21 protein-coding genes and 1 riboswitch are annotated in these 22,810 nt (G+C 67.4%); of the genes, 12 read left to right on the plus strand and 9 right to left on the minus strand.

Going from position 1 to position 22,810, the window contains the following annotated elements:
* Positions 1–367 precede the first annotated feature (367 nt).
* Positions 368–949: a transcriptional regulator gene (locus tag IBJ82_RS09335; protein ID WP_194825550.1), complete on the plus strand. Its 582-nt coding sequence runs from the start codon at positions 368–370 to the stop codon at positions 947–949.
* An 8-nt stretch (positions 950–957) separates the two neighbouring features.
* Positions 958–2,331, plus strand: coding sequence for a prolyl oligopeptidase family serine peptidase (locus IBJ82_RS09340; RefSeq protein WP_194825551.1), 1,374 nt, complete (start codon positions 958–960; stop codon positions 2,329–2,331).
* Between the two features lie 95 nt (positions 2,332–2,426).
* Here IBJ82_RS09340 and IBJ82_RS09345 read toward each other — a convergent pair whose 3' ends face one another.
* Entirely contained in the window at positions 2,427–3,515 is a 1,089-nt protein-coding gene (locus IBJ82_RS09345; RefSeq protein ID WP_228536818.1) for an alpha/beta fold hydrolase, read from the minus strand.
* Between the two features lie 225 nt (positions 3,516–3,740).
* Between IBJ82_RS09345 and IBJ82_RS09350 the strand changes: the two genes are divergently transcribed.
* The gene (locus IBJ82_RS09350; RefSeq protein ID WP_370585236.1) at positions 3,741–4,205 is read left to right on the plus strand and encodes a DUF2752 domain-containing protein; all 465 of its coding nucleotides are present in this window, start codon (positions 3,741–3,743) and stop codon (positions 4,203–4,205) included.
* 38 nt (positions 4,206–4,243) lie between these two features.
* Entirely contained in the window at positions 4,244–4,429 is a 186-nt protein-coding gene (locus IBJ82_RS09355; protein ID WP_194825552.1) for a hypothetical protein, read from the plus strand.
* Here the strand turns inward: IBJ82_RS09355 and IBJ82_RS09360 are convergent.
* The 3 genes from IBJ82_RS09360 to IBJ82_RS09370 all read right to left on the minus strand — a co-directional run bounded on the left by IBJ82_RS09360 (position 4,414) and on the right by IBJ82_RS09370 (position 10,271).
* Positions 4,414–5,769 (minus strand): M1 family metallopeptidase, encoded by a 1,356-nt coding sequence (locus IBJ82_RS09360; RefSeq protein WP_194825553.1) that lies wholly within the window; start codon positions 5,767–5,769, stop codon positions 4,414–4,416. The genes IBJ82_RS09355 and IBJ82_RS09360 overlap by 16 nt on opposite strands.
* The gene (locus tag IBJ82_RS09365) at positions 5,769–9,680 is read right to left on the minus strand and encodes a Pls/PosA family non-ribosomal peptide synthetase (RefSeq protein ID WP_194825554.1); all 3,912 of its coding nucleotides are present in this window, start codon (positions 9,678–9,680) and stop codon (positions 5,769–5,771) included. Before IBJ82_RS09365 ends, IBJ82_RS09360 begins: the two co-directional genes overlap by 1 nt.
* 156 nt (positions 9,681–9,836) lie before the next feature.
* On the minus strand, positions 9,837–10,271 hold the full coding sequence (locus IBJ82_RS09370) for a MarR family winged helix-turn-helix transcriptional regulator (RefSeq protein WP_194825555.1): 435 nt from the start codon (positions 10,269–10,271) through the stop codon (positions 9,837–9,839).
* Between the two features lie 237 nt (positions 10,272–10,508).
* Positions 10,509–10,623, plus strand: a riboswitch (SAM riboswitch).
* Positions 10,624–10,663: 40 nt separating this feature from the next.
* Between IBJ82_RS09370 and IBJ82_RS09375 the strand changes: the two genes are divergently transcribed.
* Both IBJ82_RS09375 and IBJ82_RS09380 read left to right on the plus strand, forming a co-directional pair.
* Positions 10,664–11,980 (plus strand): aminotransferase class V-fold PLP-dependent enzyme, encoded by a 1,317-nt coding sequence (locus IBJ82_RS09375; RefSeq protein ID WP_194825556.1) that lies wholly within the window; start codon positions 10,664–10,666, stop codon positions 11,978–11,980.
* A 534-nt stretch (positions 11,981–12,514) separates the two neighbouring features.
* Positions 12,515–12,682, plus strand: coding sequence for an excalibur calcium-binding domain-containing protein (locus IBJ82_RS09380; RefSeq protein WP_194825557.1), 168 nt, complete (start codon positions 12,515–12,517; stop codon positions 12,680–12,682).
* Positions 12,683–12,697: 15 nt separating this feature from the next.
* Here IBJ82_RS09380 and IBJ82_RS09385 read toward each other — a convergent pair whose 3' ends face one another.
* Both IBJ82_RS09385 and IBJ82_RS09390 read right to left on the minus strand, forming a co-directional pair.
* Positions 12,698–13,165 carry a flavin reductase family protein gene (locus IBJ82_RS09385; RefSeq protein ID WP_228536961.1) on the minus strand — a complete coding sequence of 156 codons (468 nt, stop codon included), beginning with the start codon at positions 13,163–13,165 and terminating at the stop codon, positions 12,698–12,700.
* Between the two features lie 172 nt (positions 13,166–13,337).
* On the minus strand, positions 13,338–13,814 hold the full coding sequence (locus tag IBJ82_RS09390) for a YbaK/EbsC family protein (protein ID WP_194825558.1): 477 nt from the start codon (positions 13,812–13,814) through the stop codon (positions 13,338–13,340).
* 241 nt (positions 13,815–14,055) lie between these two features.
* On the opposite strand from IBJ82_RS09390, the gene IBJ82_RS09395 reads away from it, so the two are divergent.
* From IBJ82_RS09395 to IBJ82_RS09415, 5 genes are all read left to right on the plus strand, one after another.
* Positions 14,056–14,877, plus strand: a complete 822-nt coding sequence (locus IBJ82_RS09395; RefSeq protein ID WP_194825559.1) for a crotonase/enoyl-CoA hydratase family protein — start codon at positions 14,056–14,058, stop codon at positions 14,875–14,877.
* Between the two features lie 88 nt (positions 14,878–14,965).
* A complete protein-coding gene (locus IBJ82_RS09400) occupies positions 14,966–15,457 on the plus strand; it encodes a MarR family transcriptional regulator (RefSeq protein WP_194825560.1) in 492 nt (163 codons plus the stop codon).
* 5 nt (positions 15,458–15,462) lie between these two features.
* Positions 15,463–17,226 (plus strand): DHA2 family efflux MFS transporter permease subunit, encoded by a 1,764-nt coding sequence (locus IBJ82_RS09405; protein ID WP_194826189.1) that lies wholly within the window; start codon positions 15,463–15,465, stop codon positions 17,224–17,226.
* A 7-nt stretch (positions 17,227–17,233) separates the two neighbouring features.
* Positions 17,234–18,484: a sensor histidine kinase gene (locus IBJ82_RS09410; RefSeq protein ID WP_194825561.1), complete on the plus strand. Its 1,251-nt coding sequence runs from the start codon at positions 17,234–17,236 to the stop codon at positions 18,482–18,484.
* The gene (locus IBJ82_RS09415) at positions 18,472–19,131 is read left to right on the plus strand and encodes a response regulator transcription factor (protein ID WP_194825562.1); all 660 of its coding nucleotides are present in this window, start codon (positions 18,472–18,474) and stop codon (positions 19,129–19,131) included. Before IBJ82_RS09410 ends, IBJ82_RS09415 begins: the two co-directional genes overlap by 13 nt.
* On the opposite strand, the gene IBJ82_RS09420 is transcribed toward IBJ82_RS09415, so the two are convergent.
* Complete coding sequence (locus IBJ82_RS09420) at positions 19,101–20,609, minus strand: alpha/beta hydrolase (RefSeq protein WP_370585237.1); 1,509 nt, start codon at positions 20,607–20,609, stop codon at positions 19,101–19,103. The two genes, IBJ82_RS09415 and IBJ82_RS09420, sit on opposite strands and share 31 nt — an antisense overlap.
* The gene (locus IBJ82_RS09425; protein WP_194825563.1) at positions 20,606–21,793 is read right to left on the minus strand and encodes a serine hydrolase; all 1,188 of its coding nucleotides are present in this window, start codon (positions 21,791–21,793) and stop codon (positions 20,606–20,608) included. The genes IBJ82_RS09420 and IBJ82_RS09425 overlap by 4 nt, the downstream gene beginning before the upstream one ends.
* Before the next feature lie 200 nt (positions 21,794–21,993).
* Here IBJ82_RS09425 and IBJ82_RS09430 point away from each other — a divergent pair, with 200 nt between their 5' ends.
* Positions 21,994–22,221 (plus strand): hypothetical protein, encoded by a 228-nt coding sequence (locus IBJ82_RS09430; protein ID WP_056819071.1) that lies wholly within the window; start codon positions 21,994–21,996, stop codon positions 22,219–22,221.
* A 58-nt stretch (positions 22,222–22,279) separates the two neighbouring features.
* On the opposite strand, the gene IBJ82_RS09435 is transcribed toward IBJ82_RS09430, so the two are convergent.
* Entirely contained in the window at positions 22,280–22,768 is a 489-nt protein-coding gene (locus IBJ82_RS09435; protein WP_194825564.1) for an inorganic diphosphatase, read from the minus strand.
* Between the last annotated feature and the right edge of the window lie 42 nt (positions 22,769–22,810).

Here is a 22,810-nt window from a genome sequence, read left to right on the forward strand (position 1 = left end):
CGGGAGCAAGTAGTCCGACCGTCCCTTCCGGCGGAGAAGAGAATCCGGTGCAGTAGGCCGGACCGCCGGAGAGGACGAAGAAGCAAGACGAAGAACGAAGTGAAGAAGGAACGAAGGCAAGACCGGCGATCCAGGAGGTGGTGCCCACTGAGTAGTCATTTATCAGTTCCGCGTCTCAGGGAAAGTCGGATGCGGTGTACGGCATCGGCCCACTCGGCCGGTGAACAGAGTTGACATTGAAGACAAACTCGTAAATCCAGGCCCCGGCGTAGACGCGCCGGGGCCTGCTGGTTTCGAATCCCTGTCGCGGATCGTTGTTGCATAAAGTTCTTTGCACGGATAAGTGTGCAAAGAGTACTGTGCAACTATGGCCGACGAGGTAGCACCCAGAGAGATCACCGATCCCGCAGCCCTCCGCGCGCTCGCGCACCCGCTGCGGCAGCGGATCTTGCGCGCACTTGCCGAGAACGGGCCGGCGACCGCGACGGCTTTGGGTGCGCAGCTGGGTGAGAACACCGGCGCGACCAGTTACCACCTGCGCCAACTCGCCGAACACGGCTTCATCGAAGAGGCGCCCGAACTGGCCAAGGGCAAGGAACGGTGGTGGCGTTCGCCGCCGAAGGACCTGCGCTACCGGATGGATCGGGAACAGTCGCCGGAGTTACGCGAGTTGATGGAAGGTCTTGTCGCCCAGCACATCACCGAAGACATCGAGATGTTCCGGCGCTTCCAGGCCGAGCGTGCCGAGTTGGGTGAGTGGGCCGACATGATGCCCTTCTCGCGCGGCGCGATCTACGCGACGCCCGCCGAACTCGAGGAATTCTTCGAGGACTACATGACGTTGCTCAAGCGTTTTCAGCAGTCACACCCGCAGGATCGCCCCGGCGCCCGCCGCGTGCTGACGCGTTTTCTCGCTTTCCCCGCACCTCGCACGAACACCGCAGAGTAGGACATGGCGTGCTCTCGATCCTCCGACGAATCATCCTGCTCGCCATCATGATCGCCGCCGTCGCCGGATTTCCGTCGGCGCAGGCACAGAACACCGTCGCCGTCGACATCACGGTCACCCGCACAGACGGCACAACCACCTCCGGCACAGTGCACGCCCCGGCAGGAGCGACCGGCAGGCCGGGCGTCGTGCTCGTCCACGGCTCGGGCAACGGTAGCGGCGAGCACTACGACGTGGTCGCCGAGGCATTCGCCCGAGCGGGCATCGTCGCGTTGCGTTACGACAAGCGCACCGAGGGATACACGCCATCGCACCGTGACTATTCACTCCTGGCCGACGATGCGCTGGCAGGCCTTGCCGCACTGCGGAATCGGCCCGAAGTCGATCCGGCGCGCGTCGGTCTGTGGGGACTGTCGGAGGGTGGATGGGTCGCGCCGCTGGCTGCTTCACGATCCGCCGAGGCCGCCTTCCTGATCACGATCGGCGCCAACTCGGTCCAACCCGCCGCGCAACAGACGTGGGCCAACGAGACCCGGTTCGGTGCGGCAGGCGTACGCGGCTCGATGGTCGATGTATTGGCCCGCAACGGTATTCGTCAGCTGGTAGCCGCCGACCAATTCGCGCAAGCCGACTACGACCCGATCCCGGTACTGGAAAGAATCACGCAACCGGTCCTCGCGATCTGGGGTGACCAGGACCGCCTCACCCCACCCGGTGACAGCCTGCGCGGCTTCCGGACCGCCTTCGACCACGTCGGAAAGACGAACTACACGCTGCGCACTCTCCCGAACGCTCAGCACGCCGGACAGCCGACCACCGACGGCTTCGACAAACTTCCCGGCTTGGCGCCGGGATACGGCGAGCTCATGGGTGATTGGGTCAACGGTCTTCCCGGTAAGGCGACACCTCCGACCACGGATCAGCCAGCGGCACAAGGGCATCCGGTGCGGGTGCTGGAGCCGGCCTCCTGGTGGGAATCGACCGCGGTGCAACTGACCCTGTTGTTCGGCATGATCCTGACACTGAGCGGCTACGCGTTCACCGGGATGGTCGGGCGTTGGCGGCTGCCCGATCGCCTGTCCGCGCGAGTGTTGTTGTGCGCGACAGTGATCGGCATCGTGGGCACTGTGGTCCAGCTCGGCTACATCCTCACCACCCGCGCAACCTCGTTCGGCCCCCTGTTGTTCGGCCGCACCCTGCCGTGGCTGGCACTGCAACTGATCGCCCTCGGCGCGGTGGTCGCGCTCGGTGTCGTGCTCGCCCGCGCCCGCCACACCCTGGGCGGAGCAAGCGCTGGTGCGCGGATCCGATGGGCCCTGTTGGTCTGCGGCGGAACAGGTTTCGTGCTCTGGGCACTGTATTGGGGCCTGCTGCTCCCATGACCTGACGAGAAAGGCCCCCGACGAGGTCGGGGGCCTTCTTCGCGGTTACTCCTGAGCCGATCGCCGTTGATCGGTCTCAGGAGAACTGGCTCGGGTCAGCGGGCAGCGACGTTGCGGCGGGTGGCCCGAGAGTTCGAGGAGCTGCGCAGGATCTGGTGCACCACGGCGTCGAAGGCGTCGGTGTCTTCGACATTGCTGAGGTGACCGTGCGGCAGCACATGGAAATCGGCCAGGTGGCCGGTGCGGCGCAAGATGTCGACGATCGGGCGCGAAAGGCGCTGCGGGAGCAGCCGGTCCCTTGCACTGGCGATCACGGTGGTCGGCACGGTCAGGTTGGCGGTGCCCGCAGCCAGATCCATGTCGGCCATGGCGGCGGCGTGGCGGGCCCGCGCGACCGGACGGCAGGAGCGGACGATGCCCATCGCGAAGTCGACCTCGTCGGCGGTGGCCTCAGCGGTGAGAACGCGACTGCGCAGAATCTGCTGGGTGAGCCAGCCGCCGGGGATCGGCAGCGGCGCGAACAGCAGCGACTCGCTGACCGGCTGCGGCATCCGCACCGGCGCGCCGAGCAGGGTGACCGGGTACTGCCCGACGGTGAGCTGCTTGTTCAGCACCGGCACCATGTCGGTTTCCCAGCGGATCGCGGCATTGGCGGTGTTGGCCAGCAGCACGGCGGACGCGCGCTGCGAGACCTGCTCGGGGTGATGCTTGGCCCAGGCCTGAATGGTGAGCCCGCCCATGCTGTGCCCGGCCAGGACGGCCTTCTCGTCCCCACGCAGCGTCGCGTCGAGGACTGCGGACAGATCGTCGGCGAGAGTGTGCTCGCTGGGGACGGCGGTGCCGAGGGTGGACTCGCCGTGGCCACGCTGGTCGTAGCTGATCACGCGGTACTCGCCGGCGAAGGCGGTGATCTGCGGGTTCCAGTATTCGATACTGCAGGCCCAGCCATGGATGAGAACCAGGGTGGGGGCGGTATCGGGACCGTAGACGTGGACCCGGAGCTGCGCGCCGTCCGCGGTCGTCACCGGGACGACCCGGTGCTCGGCGGTGGGAGCGTTGAGTTTCGCTGTGGCGAAACTGCGGGTACGCAGCCCGGCACGGAACTGTGCGGTCAGTGCGCCGGTCTCGAGGTGAGAGACCATGGTTCGCGCTGCCGCGAGCGTCATCATCGACTTCGCAAGCATGTCGGCACTCCTTTGTGTCGTAGGCCACCGTACAGTGCGAGCTCGGGTGCTAGCTAGTGTTAGCGGGTCACAGTGTCCCACTTGTTGTGAACTGGGTCACCGGGCATGCCGTCATTGTGAAATCGCCAGAAACCGGCGATAAATTACACGGAAAGAGCACGATCAGGCATCGTTCGCGCCAGGCGTCTGCTGGCGGCGGTGATCGGCCGCCGCTACCGTAGGGGAGTGGACAAAACGCACGTCACGGCCGAGTTTTCCGGCGCAGACCCGAACCGGGGTGCCCCGCGCTCGACCTGGCAGCGGATGACACCTCCGGTGATCGCCGCCGGTCTCGGCATCGGCACGCTGGCCCTGCTGCATTTCCGCGACCCGCACGTCGAGGGTTCCTACGGCCTGTGTCCGGTCTACGTGCTGTTCGGGGTGTACTGCCCCGGCTGCGGTGGCATGCGCGCGATGCACAACCTCACCGACGGCAACGTCATCGACTCGCTGCACAGCAATCTGCTCGCCGTGCCGCTGACCGTCGCGTTCGCGGTCTTCGTCATCGACTGGATCCTGCGTGCTCGCCGCGGACAACGGTGGCGTCTGCCCAGCCTGAGCCCGGTGACCGTGTGGTCCTTCTTCGGGCTACTCGCCGTCTACTCCGTGCTCCGCAATACGCCATGGGGAACTTGGCTCACGCCCGTTTGACGGTGGTTCGCAGCCCGAATACCGGGCAAGCTGGATACATGGGCGATTCACTGAAAGACAGAGTCCGACAGAAATTGCAGCGCCAGCTCGCCCAGGACGGGCCGGACCCCGAGCAAGACGACGCCAGGACCATCTCGGTGGCCGACGACCTCGAGGCGCTCGAGATGGTGCAGGCCGAGGATCCGCTCATCGAGGAACTGGCCCAGCGCTACCTGGTGTTCTGATGCGCCTGCCCGCCCAGCGGCGGTAATTGTGGCAGCGGCTTGGTCCCGAGCCAGATCGCGAACAGCCCGCGCAGCGGCGCCACACTGTAGTGGCCGGCCAGGTCGACGAATTCCTCCGTAGTAATAGAGGAGTGCCGGTACCGCGCGGTCCACTCCCTGATCAGTTCGAAGAACAGGTGATCGCGCAGTTCCAGCCGCAGCGCGTGCAGGGTGAGCGCCCCACGCTTGTAGACCCGGTCGTCGAACATGTCCTTGGGTCCGGGATCGCCGACGATGATGTCCTGCGGCTGACGCGCGAGGTTCGTCCGCGCGGCCCGGGCCAGCTGATCGGCGGTCGGCCCACCGGAGGATTCGGACCAGATCCATTCCGCGTAACAGGCGAAACCTTCGTGCAGCCAGATGTCTTGCCACCGCTTCAGCGTGAGGCTGTTGCCGAACCACTGATGCGCGAGTTCATGTGCGACAAGACGTTCCGCGCCGCGCTTGCCATCGCAATGGTTGGCGCCGAAGATCGAAATCCCCTGCGCCTCGATCGGAATGTCGAGTTCGTCGTCGGTGACGACCACGGTGTAATCGTCGAACGGGTACGGCCCGAACCGCTCGGTGAACAACGCCATCATCTCGGGCTGGCGCGCGAAGTCGTAGTCGAAGCTCGCCCGCAATCGCGGTGGGATGACAGCGTGCATCGGCACCGGTTCGCCGGCGGCGCCGACCCGGTACTTGCGGTAGCTGCCGATCTGGATCGTCGCCAGATAGCTCGCCATCGGCTCGGCCATCTCGTACACCCAGGTGGTCTGGCTGGCCTTGGGCTGCTTGCTGAGCAGGGTGCCGTTGGCCAGCGCGTAGAACGGGCTGTCGGTGGTGATCGAAATCCGGTAGGAAGCTTTGGAACTCGGGTGGTCGTCGCACGGGAACCAGGAGGCCGCGCCGTTGGGCTGACTCGCGACCAGCGCGCCCTCGGTGAGCTCTTCCCAGCCGACCTCGCCCCACGGCCCGCGCACCGGCTTGGGGGTGCCCGCGTAATGGACGGTGATCTCGAGAACGCCACCGGCGGGGATCTTCTGCTGCGGCGTGAGCGCGAGCTTGCCCTGCTGATGGACGAATTTCACCGCCTTCGACCCGTTGACGAGCACCTTCGACACCATCAGAGCCTGCGACAAATCGAGGGTGAACCACGGCCGCACCGTCGTGGTGACCGCGATGATCACCGCGCGTCCGGCGAGCCGGTTGCTGGCCGGTTTGTAGCTCAGCTCCAACTCGTAGCGGGACACGCGATAGCCGCGATTGCCGTTCTGCGGCAGGTAGGCATCGATGGGATCCTCGTAGAACTTGCTCCGCATCAGGCGGCTCCGCGCTGCCTCGACTCCCGCGTCACGGCGGGATCGGTCCAGTGCGAGATTGGGTTGCCCCACCAGCGAGTCGAGGGCGGGACCACGTCGCCGCGCATGACGAGCGAGGCCGGTCCGATGGTGGCGCCCGCGCCGATGTGGGCGGCGGGCAGGGCGACGCAGTGCGGTCCGAGGGTGGCGCCAGCTTCGAGCGTCACCGTGTCCATGGACATGATTCGGTCGTGGAACAGGTGCGTTTGCACCACGCAGCCGCGCTCCACGGTCGCGCCGTCACCGAGTGTCACCAGGTCCGCCTCCGGTAGCCAATAGGACTCGCACCATACCCCGCGGCCGATCTTGGCACCGAGTCCGCGCAGCCACAGATTCATGACGGGAGTACCCGTGGCGGCACGCGCGAACCACGGCGCCGCGACGGTCTCGACGAAGGCGTCGGAGACCTCGTTGCGCCACACGAACGAGCTCCACAGCGGGTACTCGATCGCGCGAATTCGCCCGACGATCAACCACTTCGCCGCCACGGCGATAATTCCCGCCAGCGCGCCCGCGACCATCAGGACCAGACCGGAGACAACAGCCGCGACCAGGTAATCGGTGTGCTGGGCGATCAACGCGAGCACGAGCAGTACCCCGAGTCCGATGGCGAAGGTCACCATCACCGGGATCAAGCGGCACGTCTCCACGAAGGCCCGCGCCAGCTTCAATCGCAGCGGCGGATCGAAGGTGCGCGAGGTGTCGCTGGACTCGGTCGCGCGACGCAACCGCACGGGCGGACTGCCCAGCCACGACGAGCCCGCCTTGGCCTTGTTCGGAGCGGCCGAGAGCACCGCGACGAGGCCGTTCTTGGGCACGCGCCGACCGGGTGCGGTCATCCCCGAATTGCCGAGGAAGGCGCGCTTGCCGACCTTGGATTCGCCGATGCGCAGCCAGCCGCCGCCGAGTTCGTAGCTGCCGATCATGGTGTCGTCGGCCAGGAACGCGCCGTCGGAGATCACGGTGAACTTGGGCAGCATCAGCACGGTCGACGCCTCGACGTTCTTGCCGATCTTCGCGCCGAGCAGCCGCAGCCAGACCGGGGTGAGCAGGCTGGCGTAGAGCGGGAACAGGAAGGTGCGGGCGGAGTCGAGCAGGCGCTCGGTGGCCCACACCTGCCAGCCGGTGCGGCTGCGCACGGGGTGATAGCCCTCGCGCAAACCGATGCTGAGCAGGCGCACCGCGATCACGGTGGCCACGGCGTATACGCCGAGACTCAGCAGCGTGGCGAGCGGCAGGATGGCGAAACCGCCCACGGCGGCGGCGCTGATGGTGGTCTCCTCGCGGACCCACCAGGCGATGAAGGTGCCGCCCACGGCGAGGCCGAACACGGGCATCGCGCCCAGCACCATCGACGACAGACCGAACACGACCAGCCAGTGCCGGGCGCGTTCGGGGGAGTGGTCGGGCCAGCGGCGCGGCGCCTTGCCGGTCTTGGTGGCAGGCGAGCCTGCCCATTCCTGTTCGCCCTTGACCTTGCCCGATACCGCGGACCCAGGAGCGATCTCGGCCTTCTTACCGATCTTGGTGCCGGGCAACAGGATCGAGCGGGCACCGATCACCGCGCCGTCGCCGATCGTGATGGCGCCGATGTGCACGATGTCGCCGTCGACCCAGTAGCCGGACAGATCTACTTCGGGTTCCACGCTGGCGCCGTCGCCGAGTTCGAGCATGCCGGTGACCGGGGGCAGGCTGTGCAGGTCGACGCCCTTGCCGATCTTGGCGCCGAGTGCCCGCGCGAACGGGACCATCAGCGGTGCGCCGGAGAGACTTTCGGCGCCGCTGGCTTCGGACAGTCGGACAGCGGCCCACAGGCGTAAGTGCACGGCCGACCCGCGGGGATAGGACCCGGGACGCAGCCCGGCGAGCAGGATTCTGGCACCGACCACGCAGATCGTCATCCGGCCGATCGGCGAGATGAACAGCACGAACGCCAGCAGGATCCACCACCACGACAGGCGCGGCAGCCACGGCAGCGAACCCGACCAGCCCGCGATGCCGGACACCACGGTCAGCCAGGTGACCCACTGCAACCCGGTGAGGGTGGTCAGCGGAATCGTGGCCAGTACCTGGGTGATCTGCGCGCGCAGCGGTGTCGGTTCGACGACGCGCACGTCGACGGCCGCGACCGGTGCGCTGCCGTCGAGGAGCTCGACCAGCGAGCCGAGGCGCGGGTGGTCGTAGAGATCGGCGACGGTGACGTGCGGGTACCGCTCACGTAACGCGCCGACGAGCTGCGCCGCCGAGAGCGAGCCGCCGCCCAGGTCGAAGAATTCCGCATCGAGGTCGGCGGCCTCGGCGCCCAGGATCGCGTCCCACAGACTCGCTACCCATGCCGCCGTGCCCGACAGTCCTGTCTCGGCGGGTTCGTCGGTGCTCGGCAGCGGCCACGGCAGTGCGTCGCGGTCGACCTTGCCGGAGGTGCGCGTAGGCAGATCGGCGACGATCGCCAGGCGCGGCACCAGCGGCGCCGGAAGTTGTTCGGCCAGAATCTCTCTGGCCTTCTTCACGTCGAAGTCCGGACCGGGGCCGGTGAGGTAGCCGACCAGAATTTTGTTGCCCGCCTTGGTGGTTCGGATCGCCGCGGCAGCGCCACTGACACCGGGCAGGTGCTGTAGCGCATTGTCGAGCTCGCCGAGTTCGATGCGACGGCCGCCGATCTTGATCTGGTCGTCGGCGCGGCCGAGGAAGATCAGTCCCTGGTAGTCGTTGCGCACCAAATCGCCACTGCGATAAGCACGTTCCCAGCCGAGCGAGGGCAGCGGGGCGTATTTCTCGGCATCCTTGGCGGGATCGAGGTAGCGGGCGAGGCCGACCCCACCGATCACGAGTTCGCCGGTTTCGCCTTCGGCCACCGGGTTGCCCTGGGGGTCGACCACAGTCAGATCCCAGCCGTCGAGGGGCAGGCCGATGCGAACGGGCATCTCGCCGGTGAGCAGCGCGGCGCAGGCGACGACGGTTGCCTCGGTGGGGCCGTAGGTGTTCCACACTTCGCGGTCGGCGCCGGCGAGCCGTTCGGCCAGTTCCGGGGGCACCGCTTCGCCGCCGAAGATCAGCAGCCGCACCGATTCCAGCGCTTCGGCGGGCCAGGTCGCGGCCAGTGTGGGCACCGTGGAGACGATGCTGATCTCGCGGCGCATCAACCACGGGCCCAGGTCGGCGCCGGTGCGCACCAGGTCGCGCGGGGCGGGGACGAGGCAGGCGCCGTTGCGCCAGGCCAGCCACATCTCCTCGCAGGAGGCGTCGAAGGCCACCGAGAGTCCGGCCAGCACGCGGTCGCCGGGACCGATCGGGGCCTTCTGCAGGAACAGGCGGGCTTCGGCGTCGACGAAGGCGGCGGCGTTGCGATGGGTCACCGCCACGCCTTTGGGGGTGCCGGTGGAGCCGGAGGTGAAGATGATCCACGCGTCGTCGGCGGGGGTGGGCAGGGTGTTCCAGTCGTGTTCACCCGTAGCCGTGGTGGCCGACTCGATGCCGTCGCCGGTGGCGATCGCGCTCACCCGGGCCTCGCCGAAGACGAGCTTGGCTCGCTCCTGCGGGTCGTCGGCGTCGACGGGCACGTAGGCGGCGCCGCAGTAGAGCACGGCCAGGATCGTCACGTAGAGCGCGGCGGTGCCCGACGGCATCCGTACGCCCACCCGGTCGCCCGGTCGCACGCCCGCCTCGATGAGCTCGGCCATCCTGGCCTCGATCGCGGCGATCAGTTCCATGTAGCTGAGCACGACGGTGCCGTCGTCGACGGCCGGTGCGTCGGGATGTGCGAGGGCGGTGCTGGTCAGGATGTCGACCAGGGTGCGCGGCGGTGCGGCGAGATCGGCGCGCAGCAGCGGGTCGCGAAGGACCGCCGCTACCTCAGTGTGTGGCTCGAGCATCGTGCTCAGTCCACCTCTCATCGGTTGACCCCCATCGGTGGTGTCTGTTGTCTCATGAGCGGGTTACCGGAGGGCAAACAGGATGGTCACCAGATGCCAACGGTACTCGGTGCGGGTGTTGCCGGACGGCAGCCAAGCGCGTGCCGTCGGCGCTGTTCACGACGGCGATTCCGGCGTCTCGCCGAGGGCGGTGACCGCCAGCCGGTGCAGCGTCCGCTGTTCTTCTTCGTCCAAGCGTCCCAGCACGCGCGCGGTGGCCTCGGCGATCAGCTTGTCGGTGCGTTTGCACTGCTTGCGCCCCGCCTCGGTGATCCGCAGCCGGTATTTGCGGCGATCCTTGCCGTCGCGGGTGCGTTCGACCAGTTCGGCGCGTTCCAGCGCGTCGATCAGGCGGACGACTTCACTGCGGTCGATACCGAGCGCGTCGCCCACTTTCTTCTGCGTCAGGTCTGCGTTCTCGGAGATGAAGGTGAGCACCCAATGATCGCGCAACGGGACGTCGATCTCGGCGTGCAGCGCCTTGGTGAGCCGTCCGAGCGCGTACACCGGGTAGCGCGGCAGGCCGCGGACGGAGTTCGTGTTCGTGGACATGAGAGGGAACTCTAGCAAATGGTGGAGATGCCCAATCATTCGGTTCCTCCATCATGGGGTGTGTAGATGGTTGAGAACTGGGTGTGAGCAGGCAACTCGGGGCAATCCCGCGTATCGCGTCGGAGACCGGGTCGGCGTGTCGAACCGGGCGATGTCGTGCGCGGTCGGCGGCGACTCGGAGCGCGGTCGGCGAAAGGTGGTTGACAGGTCCGGCGGTCGTCTGTCACTCTCGTTCCAGGTCACGAGTACCAGCGTTCAGCCCCGGCTTGCTGGTCGGCAACCCTCCTCCGCGGTGGGGTGCTCCGGGTGACGACCAGGCCGACGTCCGATTCGGGCGCGGCAAGCGCGGGCCACCTCTTTGGAGCGGGTCCCTGAGCCGACGGGATTTCGTCATGACTGCTGTAATCGACCCCACCTGTGCTATCGCCGCCGTTTCCGGTGCCGACCTGCAGGTTCCGCTCGTTCAAGGCGGCACCAGCTCCTACGCCAACTTCGACTACGCCGCGAGTGCGCCGGCATTGAAGCAGGTCACCGACCGGATTTCGCAGTTGCTGCCGTACTACGCCAGCGTGCACCGGGGTGCGGGCTACGCCTCGCGGATCTCGACCGAGTGCTACGAGGCTTCCCGTGGCGCGGTCGCCCGGTTCCTCGATGCCGACGACGACCAGGTCGTCGTGTTCACCCGCAACACCACCGATTCGCTGAACCTGCTGGCCGGGTGCGTGCCGGGGGAGACCGTGGTGCTCGATATCGAGCACCACGCCAACTTCCTGCCGTGGACCGCGCACGGTCGCCGGGTGGTGCGGGCCGCCGCCACCGTCGAGGAGACGATTCAGCGAGTCGTCGCCGAGCTGTGCAGCAAGCCCGCCGCGCTGCTCGCGGTGACCGGGGCATCCAATGTCACCGGTGAGGTACTGCCGCTGGAGCGCCTCGCGACCATCGCCCACCTGTGTGGTGCGCGCATCCTCGTCGATGCCGCGCAGCTGGCTCCGCATCGGCGGATCTCCTTGCGCGAGAGCGGGATCGACTATCTCGCGTTCTCCGGGCACAAGCTCTACGCGCCGTTCGGTTCGGGCGTGCTCGTCGGCCGACGCGATTGGCTGGACCAGGGTGAGCCGTACCTGGCGGGCGGCGGTGCGGTGCGCAGTGTCGGTGTGTCGGAGATCGAATGGGCTTGCGCGCCGCAGCGGCACGAGGCCGGTTCGCCGAATGTGTTGGGCGCAGCCGCTATTGCCGCCGCGTGCGACGCGCTGGCCGCGATCGACCCCACCGAACTCGTTGCCCACGAACGCTTTCTGGCAGACCGACTCCGTGACGGTCTGTCCGCGATCGCAGGCGTCGACCTGGTCACCATCTGGTCCGACAGCCCCGACTGTGTCGGCATCGTTGCCTTCACCGTCGCCGACCACGCCCCCGGTAAGGTCGCCGCCTACCTCTCCGCCGAACACGCCATCGGCGTGCGCGACGGCCGTTTCTGCGCCCACCCGCTGCTCACCAGCCTCGGTCTCGACGCTGCCCTCCGGGCCAGCATCGGCCTCGGGACCACCGCCGCCGACGTCGACCGCCTGATCGGCGCGGTCTCCACCCTGGTCACCAACGGCCCCACCTGGACCTACGCCGCCACCGACGGCCACTGGAACCCCACCCCCGAAACCCGCCCCCTCACCGCCTCTTCCGCCGAAGGCGCGGCACCCTGCCTGATCGGCTGAATCGCCGGCCGGACGAGGCCACCCCGAATATCGGCCGCTGAGAGCTGTTCTCGGCGGCCGATACATTCGAAAAACTGCAGGTTTGATGCATTTCCAGCTGGGTAACGCATGTCGAACCCGTCGCGATGAAGCCCCCGAGATCGCCCGATAATCGAAGGGGACACAGTGACTCGACCGATTCAGCCGCCCGATCCGTGGGCACGTCCGCCCAGACAGTCCGAGAAGAAGCGGCGTTGGCCGTTGGTGGCGGGAATCGGAGTTGTCGGCGTGCTAGGTCTCTCGGTGGTCGCCGGTCTCAGCGACGGCGAACCGACCGCACAAACATCGCCCACTTCCACCACGCGCGTTGTCGAATCCTCCACGACTACAAAGTCTTCGACAACTACCCCGGCACCGACCACCACCGCGTCGAGCGCGCTGACACTCGCGCCGACCACGACGGTCGATCTACCAGTAGCTCCTGCTGTGCCGACCACGACTGTCGCGCCGCCTCCGCCGCCCGTCGTTGTCCCCGCGCCGACTACAACGGTTGCGATGCCGGCCCCGCGTGTCGCGCCGGTCCCCGTGCCCGCTCCCGCCAGCGTCTCCTACCCGAATTGCAAGGCGGCCAAAGCGGCTGGTGCCGCGCCCCTTCGTCGGGGCGACCCCGGCTACAGCTCCGACCTGGACCGAGATGGGGACGGCATCGCCTGCGAAAAGTAGGTGATCCCCTTTCGATCAGGTGTCGAGTGGGGTGGGGCGGTGGTATTTGCCGTTGTAGTACAGCAGCGGTGCTGCTGAGGGGGACTCTTCGGTTTGGTCGTGGACTCGGGTTACCAGGCCGACGGCGAGGGTGTGGTCGCCCAGGTCGATGAGTTTGTGGAGGGTGGTGCGCAGCCAGATGGGGGTGCCGTGCAGGACTGGTTCGCCGGTGTCGAGGGTGGTCCAGAGGGCGCGGTCGGTGAAGCGGTCGGCTGCGGTGCGGGAGAAGCGGTGGGCCAGGTGCTGTTGGTGTTCGCCGAGGAAATGGATCACCACCGAGTCCGCGGCTCGCAACGCGTCGATGCTTGATGACGTGTGCGCGATGTTGAACGACACCAGGGGCGGTTCCAGTGACAGCGAGGCGAACGAGGTGGCCGTGAAGCCCACCGGTCCACTCTCGGCTCCGAGCGTCACCACCGTGACGCCGGCCGGATAGTGCCGCATAGAGCCCCGATACTGCTCAGCCGTTATCCCGCTCAGATCATCGGGAACCACCAGTCCGGTCTCAGAAGGTTGCACATCGCCCACCGCCCCAACTTACGCCCGTCCACCGCGCGTCCTCACGTCCACTGTGTCCGTTTGATCCAACTCACCCGGTCGGGATCAGAACCCGAATTCAATCAATGTCGATCGGCAGGCCCGCTGTGATGCGGATCAGTTCGCGGAAGTTGGTGCGGAACAAGGTGTTCGGGTGGCCGCCTGCTGCCCAGACTTCGGGGTGGGCGGCCAGGGCGGTGTCTACCCAGGTGGGGAGGTTGGTGGGGTGGCCGAGGGGGGCTGTGCCGTCGATGGGTTGGCCGGTGATGCGTTCGACCAGGGCCGTGGGGGCGGGGGTGAGGGTGCCTTCGAGGCGTTTGCCGGTGCGGGCGAGGTCGACGTGGTGGTGGTCGGCTACCAGCAGCAGGACCGGGTCGTCGTCGAGGAGGAAGACCTGGGCGGTGAGGATCGCGGCGGGATGGACGCCCATGGCGCGGGCGGCGTCGGCCGCGGTGAGGGACGGCGTCTCGGGGCAGACGATGACGCCGTGGTGCCCGCGGGCGATGAGAGTTTCCGCGACCCGGCATGCGACCGGCGGCAATGACGACCTGCGCATACACCCAGAGTAGGTCGATTGCGGGAAATACGCTGTGTTACTTGGAGTTCTGGCGAACTCGAGTTCGCGGCCCCGCCGGTCCCGTCGATCAGGCACCGTTGCTTGCTCCTTCGTCGCCTACGCAACGGCACCTGATCGACGGGACGGCCGCGAACCCGGCCGCTGCGCGTCCGGCCCCTCCCTATGGGTCGGGGTCGGGGCTGAGTGGGCGGCATGTTGGCGTGGTGGCAATAATCGGGGCATGAGTGAATGGAAGGCTTTTACCGTCGAGATCGCCGACAACGTTGCCCAGGTCACGTTGATCGGTCCGGGTAAGGGCAATGCGATGGGACCCGACTTCTGGCGTGAGCTGCCGGAGGTCTTCGCCGAGCTCGATGCCGATCCGCAGGTGCGGGCCGTGGTCGTCACGGGGTCGGGCAAGCATTTCTCGTTCGGACTCGACCTGGCCGCGACCGCGGGGATGCTGGCGCCGGTACTGGCCGACGACGCGAAGGCGGCGCCGCGCACGGAGTTCCTCAAGGAGGTCCGCCGGATGCAGGCCTCGGTGACGGCGCTGGCCGAGTGCACCAAGCCGGTGATCGCGGCGGTGTCGGGTTGGTGCATCGGCGGTGGCCTCGATCTGATCGCCGCGGCCGATATTCGACTGGCCAGCGAAGACGCCAAGTTCAGCCTGCGTGAGGCGAAGGTGGCGATCGTCGCCGATATCGGTTCGCTGCAGCGGCTGCCCGGCATCATCGGCGAGGGCAATCTGCGTGAGCTGGCCTTCACCGCCAAGGACATCGACGCGGCGCGGGCCGAGCGGATGGGTCTGGTGAACGAGGTGTTCGCCGATCAGGAGGCCGTGCTGGCCGCCGCGCACGCGATGGCGCGCGAGATCGCGGGCAACCCGCCGCTGGTGGTGCAGGGCATCAAGGACGTGCTCGAGCAACGGACCAGCCCGGCGGTGGCCGACGGCCTGCGATATGTGTCGACGTGGAACGCGGCGTTCCTGCCGTCGAAGGACCTGCCGGAGGCGATTTCGGCGGTGTTCCAGAAGCGCGCGCCGGAGTTCAAGGGAGAGTAAAGGCAGTTCAAACGGTTGCCCCGGTGACCGTTCTGCCTACATACTTGCATCACACAACTAATTGATTGATGCAAGTAAAGGTAAAAGTGTGAGTGAGAGTGAGCCCGCGATCGACGCGATCGCGATCCAGCTCGTGCGCCTGCACCGGCTGCGCGACCGGGCGATGGCCCAGATCAAGGACCGCTCGGGGATAGATCCCGCGGGGTTCGTCGTGCTGTTCCGGCTGGTGTGTGACGGGCCGATGCGTTCGGGTGCGCTCGCCGAGGCGGTGCATTCGGACGCGTCGACCGTGAGCAGGCAGGTCGCGCAGCTGGTAGAGCGTGGCCTGGTGGTCCGCACCGCCGACCCCGACGACGGGCGGGCCACCGTGCTCGAGGCGACCGATCACGGGCGCGAGACCGCCGATCGGATCCGGTCACGGCGCCGGAACTCCGTCGCCATCATCACCGAGGACTGGTCGGCAGACGATCGCGCGCTCTTCGCCGGACTGCTGACGCGGTTCGTCGAGGACTACGACGAGGCCCGCCCGGTCCTGCTGACCCAGCCGCCCGCACTGAGCACTACGGAGAACGTTTCGTGACGACAATCGCGGCCCCGGTGGAATCACCGGCAGGCTTCACCCATCGACAAATCCTGACCATCCTGTCCGGGCTGATGCTCGGCATGCTGCTGGCCTCGCTCGATCAGACGATCGTGTCGACGTCGATTCGCACCATCGCCGACGATCTCGACGGCTATTCGCTGCAGGCCTGGGCCACCACGGCCTACCTGATCACCGCGACGATCAGCACTCCGCTCTACGGCAAGCTCTCGGACATGTTCGGCCGTAAGCCGTTCTTCCTTGCCGCGATCGGTCTGTTCATCGTCGGTTCGCTGCTGTGCACGCTGGCCACTTCGATGTATCAGCTGGCCGCGTTCCGCGCGTTCCAGGGTCTCGGCGCCGGCGGACTCATGTCGCTGGCGCTGGCCATCATGGGCGACATCATCGCGCCCCGTGAGCGTGCCCGCTACCAGGGCTATTTCCTTGCGGTGTTCGGCATTTCGAGTGTGCTCGGGCCGGTGCTCGGCGGTCTGCTGGCCGGGCAGGACACCATCCTCGGCATCACCGGCTGGCGCTGGGTGTTCCTGGTGAACGTGCCGCTGGGGCTGCTCGCCCTGGTGGTGGTGACCCGGGTGCTGCACCTGCCGCGCAAACCACACGCCACCCATCGCATCGACTTCGCGGGCGCGGTGGTGCTCGCTGTCGGACTCGTTCCGCTGCTGATCGTGGCCGAGCAGGGCCGCGAATGGGGTTGGAGTAGTACGTCTTCGGTGCTCTGTTACGCGATCGGCGTGATCGGCCTGATCGGGTTCGTGGCGGTCGAGAAGTTCATGGGTGACGCGGCGTTGATCCCGCTGCGGATCTTCGACGACGTGACGTTCACGCTCGGCGTGGTGATCTCGTTCGTCGTCGGTGCGGCGATGTTCGGCGGCATGCTGCTGCTTCCGCAGTACCTGCAGGTGGTGCGCGGCGCCGGGCCGACCGAGGCAGGCTTGCAGATGCTCCCGATGGTGCTCGGGATGATGACCGGTTCGATTCTCTCGGGTCGGCTGATCTCGAAGACCGGCAGCTATCGGGCCTTCCCGGTGATCGGCGCGATCATGCTGACGCTCGGGCTGTTCCTGCTCCATCTGCTCGACGCCGACAGCCCGCTGTGGCTGGCGATGCTGTTCATGGCGGCCACCGGCTTCGGCCTCGGCAACCTGATGCAGCCGCTGACCCTGGCACTGCAGAACGCGTTGCCGCCCAAGGACATGGGCGTCTCGACAGCGTCGGCGACCTTCTTCCGCCAGATCGGCGGTACCCTCGGCGCCGCGGTGTTCCTGTCGATCCTGTTCTCGCTGCTCACCCCGAACATCACCGAGCAGATGCAGCGGTCGGCGTCCGATCCGGCCTATCAGCAGGCTGTGATCGAGGGCGCGCAGAGCGCCAACCCGGCCGACGCGGCCCTGGCGAAGGGTCTGCTCGCACACGACACGTCGGCCGCGGGCCAGGTGTTGCAGGACAGCTCGATCATCCAGCAGCTCGACCCCGAACTGGCCAAGCCGTTCCAGGTGGGCTTCGCCGACTCGATGTCGACGGTGTTTCTCGTCGCGGCCGCGGTGGCCCTGATCGCACTGCTGCTCGTGTTCTTCTGGAAGGAAGTTCCGCTGCGCATGTCGGGCGGAATCCAGTCCGACGGCGATGCCAAGGCCGCCGAAGGAGTCGGTGCGCTGGTCGACACCGTCGCGCAGTCCAGTGCTCCCACCGAAGATCGGCGTGACGACCAGGTGGGTGGTCGCCCGGGGACGGGTGCGCCCCCGGCATGATCATCGGGTGAGTCGATTCGGCAGCGGCGGTGCAGTGCGACGGTTACGTCGTCTGCCCGCCGCTGTCGGCTATCTGGTGGTCGGCGGGCTGACCGGGGTCCTCTCGTTGTTCGCGGTGGTCGCGCTGGCGATCGTCGCGGCCGCGAGCCTGATCGGAATCGGGATTCCCGCGTGGCCGGAGGCGGTCAAACTGATCCGGCCACTGCTCGGGGTCGAGCGACGCAGGGCGGGCAAACGGCTTGGCACGCCGATCGTGCCCGCCTATCAGCCGTTGACCGGCGACCTGCGTCATCAGCTCGCGACGCTGGCCGCCGATCCGGCGAATCGGCGTGATCTCGGGTGGCTGGTGCTGCACGGGATCATCGGACTGCCACTGGCCGCGCTGGCGGTGGCGCTGCCGCTGAGCGCGGTGCAGCACCTGGCTATTTCGAGCTACTGGGCCGCGGGGGGCCAGGGTGACGTGTCGAGCGGCGGCATCGTCATCGATTCGTGGATCGCCGCCGTGGTGAGCGCGGTGATCGGCATCGTCTACGGTGCCCTCGCGCTGCGTGCGCCCGAGGCGGCGAACGCGCAGGCCCGGGTGGCGGCCGCGTTGCTCGCACCGGATGAGAACGCCCTGCTGGCCGATCGGGTCGCCGAACTGACCGCGACCAGGGCCGCCGCGTTGGACGCGCACGGTGCCGAACTGCGCCGCATCGAACGCGATCTGCACGATGGCGCCCAAGCCAGGATCGCGGCGGTGATCATGCAACTGGGGCTGGCCGAGCAATTGCGCGACCGTGATTCCGATGCCGCCGACCGGATGGTGCGGACCGCGCAGGACACGGCATCGGCGGCCCTGGCCGAACTCCGCGATGTGGTGCGCAGCGTCTATCCGCCGGTGCTCTCGGATCGGGGCCTGAACAGTGCCGTTTCCGCGCTGGCCGCGCGAAGTCCGATCCCGTGCGTGCTCGAGACGAACGGGATCACCCGCCGGCCGATGGCGGTGGAGGCCGCCGCCTATTTCGTGATTGCCGAGGCCATCGCCAATGCGACCAAACACTCCGGCGCCGACACGTTGTCGATCGAACTGGGCGGGCCGCCCGATCTGCTCACCGTCGAGATCCGCGACGACGGCGTGGGCGGGGCGCGGGTGACCGACGGCGGTGGTCTGGCCGGCATCCGACGCAGGGCCGAGGCGCTCGACGGGCAGATGACGCTGAGCAGCCCCGCCGGTGGGCCTACTGTGGTGCGGGTGGAGTTGCCGTGCGGGTCGTGATCGCCGAGGACGACGCCCTCCTTCGGGAAGGTCTCGCCCTGCTGTTGAAGACGGCCGGAATCGACGTGGTCGCCGCCGTCGACAACGCCGATGATTTCCTCGCGATCGTCAGCGCCGACCGGCCGGACGCGGTGGTGGTGGACGTGCGGCTCCCGCCCACCTTCACCGATGACGGCCTGCGCGCCGCGGTGCGCGCCAGGACCGTCCACCCAGGGCTGCCGGTGCTCGTACTGTCCTCCTATGTGGAGGACAGTTACGCCTCCGAACTGCTCGGAGACGGTGGCGGCGGCGTCGGATACCTGCTCAAGGAACGGGTCGGCAAGGTCGACCGGTTCCTCGAGTCACTGCACCGCGTCGCGGCCGGTGGCACCGCGATGGACCCGGAAGTGATCGCGCAACTATTGGTGCGCCGCAAGGCCGACGATCCGCTGTCCACGCTGACCGCCCGCGAACGCGAAGTACTCGCGCTGATGGCCGAAGGACAGGACAACTCGGCCATCGCGGCACGCCTGGTCGTCACCGAAGGCGCTGTGCTCAAACACATTCGCAGCATCTTCGCCAAGCTCGGGCTCGCCGCCGACGAATCGGGCCACCGCCGGGTCCTCGCCGTACTGGCCTACCTGGACTCGCGGCCCGGATCGTCCTGACAGATCAGGTCGGTGTCGGGCAGCGTGCCGTCGCGGAGATAGGTGTTGACCGTCGTGTCCACGCAGGTGTTCGGGTAATTGCCGTAGATCCAGTGCACCGCAACGTCTTCCAAGGTCACCATGCGTGACCCCGTCATTGCCCGGTGCATGGCCTGCGCGCCCGCGTGGGTGGTGCGGGTGTCGTCGGTGGACTGGACGATCAGGCTCGGTAGCGCATTGCCGATCACGGTCGGCCGCTCGACCGGGGGCGCCCAGAACGCGCACGGCGGGATGTTGTTCGCGAACGCGCCGAACAGCGGTTGATCGGCGCGACTCGCCTCGATATTGCGCCAGTACCAGGCCGGATCGCGCGGTACCTCCACATCGCCGCACAGGACGGCCAGCGCAGGTGAGTAGTCGCGCGGCTGTGCGGTGAGCATGAAGGCGAGCGAGGCGGCCAGCTCGGGTTCGGGCCGCACCTGCATGCCGTCGGCGGCGTCGGCGAGTTGCCGGATCTGGCGCGCCAGCAGCGGATAGTTGCGCGGGTCGTCGAGCCCGCGATAGAGCACCATCGGCAGGCTGTGTTCGTCGACGGTGAACTCGCCGATCCGGATCGGCCGGTCGTTCGCGCGGCGGACCATGTCCTGCGCGGTCAGCCTGACCGCGGAACGATCCGCGCCGAAACGGAACTTGGCATTGTGCGCGGCCACCCAGTCGGCCCATCGGTCGAACGCTGCCTCGTTGGCCGGGCCCATGGCGCGGATCATTCCGACCGATCCGTAGTGCTCGGGGTCGACGGCGCTGTCGAGGACGAACCGGTCGCTGCGCTCGGGGAACAGCTGGGAGAAGACCGCGCCGAGGTAGGTGCCGTAGGAGGTACCGAAGTAGCTGATCCGGTCTTCGCCGAGGGCGGCGCGGATGACGTCCATATCGCGAGCGGTGTTGCGCGTGGTGATGTGGTTCAGCCGAGGCCCCTCGTTCGCCGCGCACAGTGCGGCGAGTTCGGCTTGCTGGGCAACGCTTTCGGCGAAACCGACACCGTCGAGACCGGCCGACTCCAGCCCGAACCCGTGCTGCCAGCGGCAGTTCACCGGAGTGGAGCGGCCGATGCCGCGCGGATCCATGCCGATCAGGTCGTAGCGGTCACGAACGTCGGAGCCCATCCCCTCACGCACGTCGATCATGAAGTCGAGACCGGGAGCGCCGGGGCCGCCCGGATTGGACAGCAGCACGCCGCGACGTTTCGCCGGGTCCGTGGCGGGGAGCCGGGAGATGGCCACGGTCATCGTTTCCGCCTGTGGCGCCGAGTAATCCACGGGCACGGTCACCTCCGCGCACCGGGCGCCCGCGGGATCGAGGCGCGGATCGTCGCAGGGCTGCCAGGTGAGCGACTGGTGGCGGAAGCGGTCGAGCGGGTCGACATCGGCCGATGCCGTGGTAGCGGTGAGTAATCCGGCGGCGATCGAGGAAACCGCGACGGCCATGATCGCGCGTTTCACGAGGCGCACACCACGGTGTCGAAGGCCCGCTCGACAACCTCTGCCTGTTCCTTGCTGTTCGGCAGCTCGTTCACGGTGATGGTTATCGCGACGCCGTCGGCTGTGACGCCGGTACGGGTGTCGAAACCGGGGATGCTGCCGCCGTGCGCGACGGTCTTCTTACCGCACGAGGTGGTCTGCTCGACCAGGCCCAAACCGTAACCAGCCGAGGGCATTCGATCGAACGGCACCGTCTGGCGCATCTGTTCCAGTTGCGCCGCGGGCAGCAGCTTGCCGTCCAGCAGGGCGAGGAAGAAGCGGTTCAGATCCGAGCCGGTGGCGATCATCGCACCCGCGGTATCGCCCCAGGAGGGATCGAAATCGGTGAAATCGATACGGGTGCCGTCGATTTGCTGGTAGCCGCGCGGGTGTGGCGCGCGCACGCCGATGTCGCCGGCAGCGGGAAAGTAGGTGTTGCGCAAGCCGAGTGGCTCGATGATCCTGGTGGTGATCTCGGTGGCGGCGGGGCGGCCGGTGACCTGCTCGATCAGCATGCCGAGCAGGATGTAGTTGGTGTTGGTGTAGACCGAGCGGGCGCCGGGTTCGTAGCGCGGCGGCATCGTCATCGCGATGCGGACCAGCTCGGCAGGTGAGAAGTGTTGTAGGCGGATGACTTCCGGGTCGGGCGTAATCTGCTGCGTGCCGGGGGCGGCGCGCAGGCTGGGATCGCCACCGGCCAGGTAGTCCGGTAGGCCGCTGGTGTGCTGGAGCAGTTGGCGCACGGTGATGCGGTTGCCGTCGTTGCCGCTGCCTCGGACGACGCCGGGTAGGTACCGTTCGACGGGGCCGTCGAGGTCGACCTTGCCCTCGGCGACCAACTGCATGACCACGGTCGCGACGAAACTCTTGGTATTGCTGCCGATTCGGACGAACGCGTTGTCGGGAATCGGTGCACCGGAGGCGATATCGCCGACCCCAGCGGTAATGGTCTGTTCGCCTGCCGCACTGGTGATCACGGCCTGAGCGCCGGGGAATCCCGCCTGCACCACCGATTCGAGCGCCTGCCGGATCTCGGGACGATCAGGTTGCGCCGCGGTGGCGCTGTTCTCGGGCCCGCACGCCGTGACGGCGAGTAGTGCGAGCAATCCGGTTCCGGCCGCGAAGGCACGCAGTGACTTACTCGAAAAAGTGGTGTTGAGCTGCATGATTCGAGCCTATGAACGGGCGGGGGCCGTGCCTATGCCGCGCACGCCCGAATCGAAGGTGGTGCCAGCACTACCAACCCGAGGGTGGGGTAGGTGAAGCGACCAAGGGGAGAGTGAACCTACCCCTAGGGGTGGCTGTTCGAACCGCTGCGCCGCAATAACTTCGAGAAGTCGAAATTGCACGCGTCAGGAGAAACAACATGCGCATCAAATCCACTATCGCCGCCGCCCTGCTGGCCGTCGCGACCGTCGCCGGGGTGTCGGCGGTCGGTGCGGGCAGTGCTGCCGCGGCGCCGTATGGAACCTATTACGGCACGTACTACGAGCTCTACCAGTGCCGCGCGGCCGGGGAGGATCCGTACACCGGCGGGTACTACTGGGAGTGCACGGAGACCTGGGACGGCTGGGATCTGTACATCTGGTACTGACAGAAAACGGGAAGTCCGAAAATTCTTCGGACTTCCCGTTTTTCGTTGGGCTATCGGCTCAGTGGCCGGATTCCTTCAGCCGGGCGAAGGACTCGTCGATGATCTTCTCGGCCTCGGCGCGACCCAGCCACTCCGAACCCTCGACGTACTTGCCGGGCTCGAGATCCTTGTAGCGCTCGAAGAAGTGCTTGATCGCCGACAGTTCGAACTCCGAGACGTCGCCCAGGTCCTGGATGTGGTTCCAGCGCGGGTCGCCCGCGGGCACGCACAGCACCTTGTCGTCGCCGCCGGCCTCGTCGGTCATCCGGTACACGCCGACCGGGCGGGCCTCGACGATCACGCCGGGGAACACCGACTCGGGCAGCAGCACCAGCGCGTCGAGCGGGTCGCCGTCCTCGCCGAGGGTGTTCTCGATGAAGCCGTAGTCGGCCGGGTAGCCCATGGAGGTGTACAGGTACCGGTCGAGCTTGACCCGGCCGCTCTCGTGATCGACCTCGTACTTGTTCCGAGAACCCTTGGGAATCTCGATGGTGACGTCGAACTCCACGCCATCTCCTTGTTCGTTCGGTGCTGGTCTGTGCCGAATCGC

Origin of the sequence: Nocardia sp. XZ_19_231 (assembly GCF_015355705.1) — a bacterium.
Taxonomy (GTDB): Bacteria; Actinomycetota; Actinomycetes; order Mycobacteriales; family Mycobacteriaceae; genus Nocardia; species Nocardia salmonicida.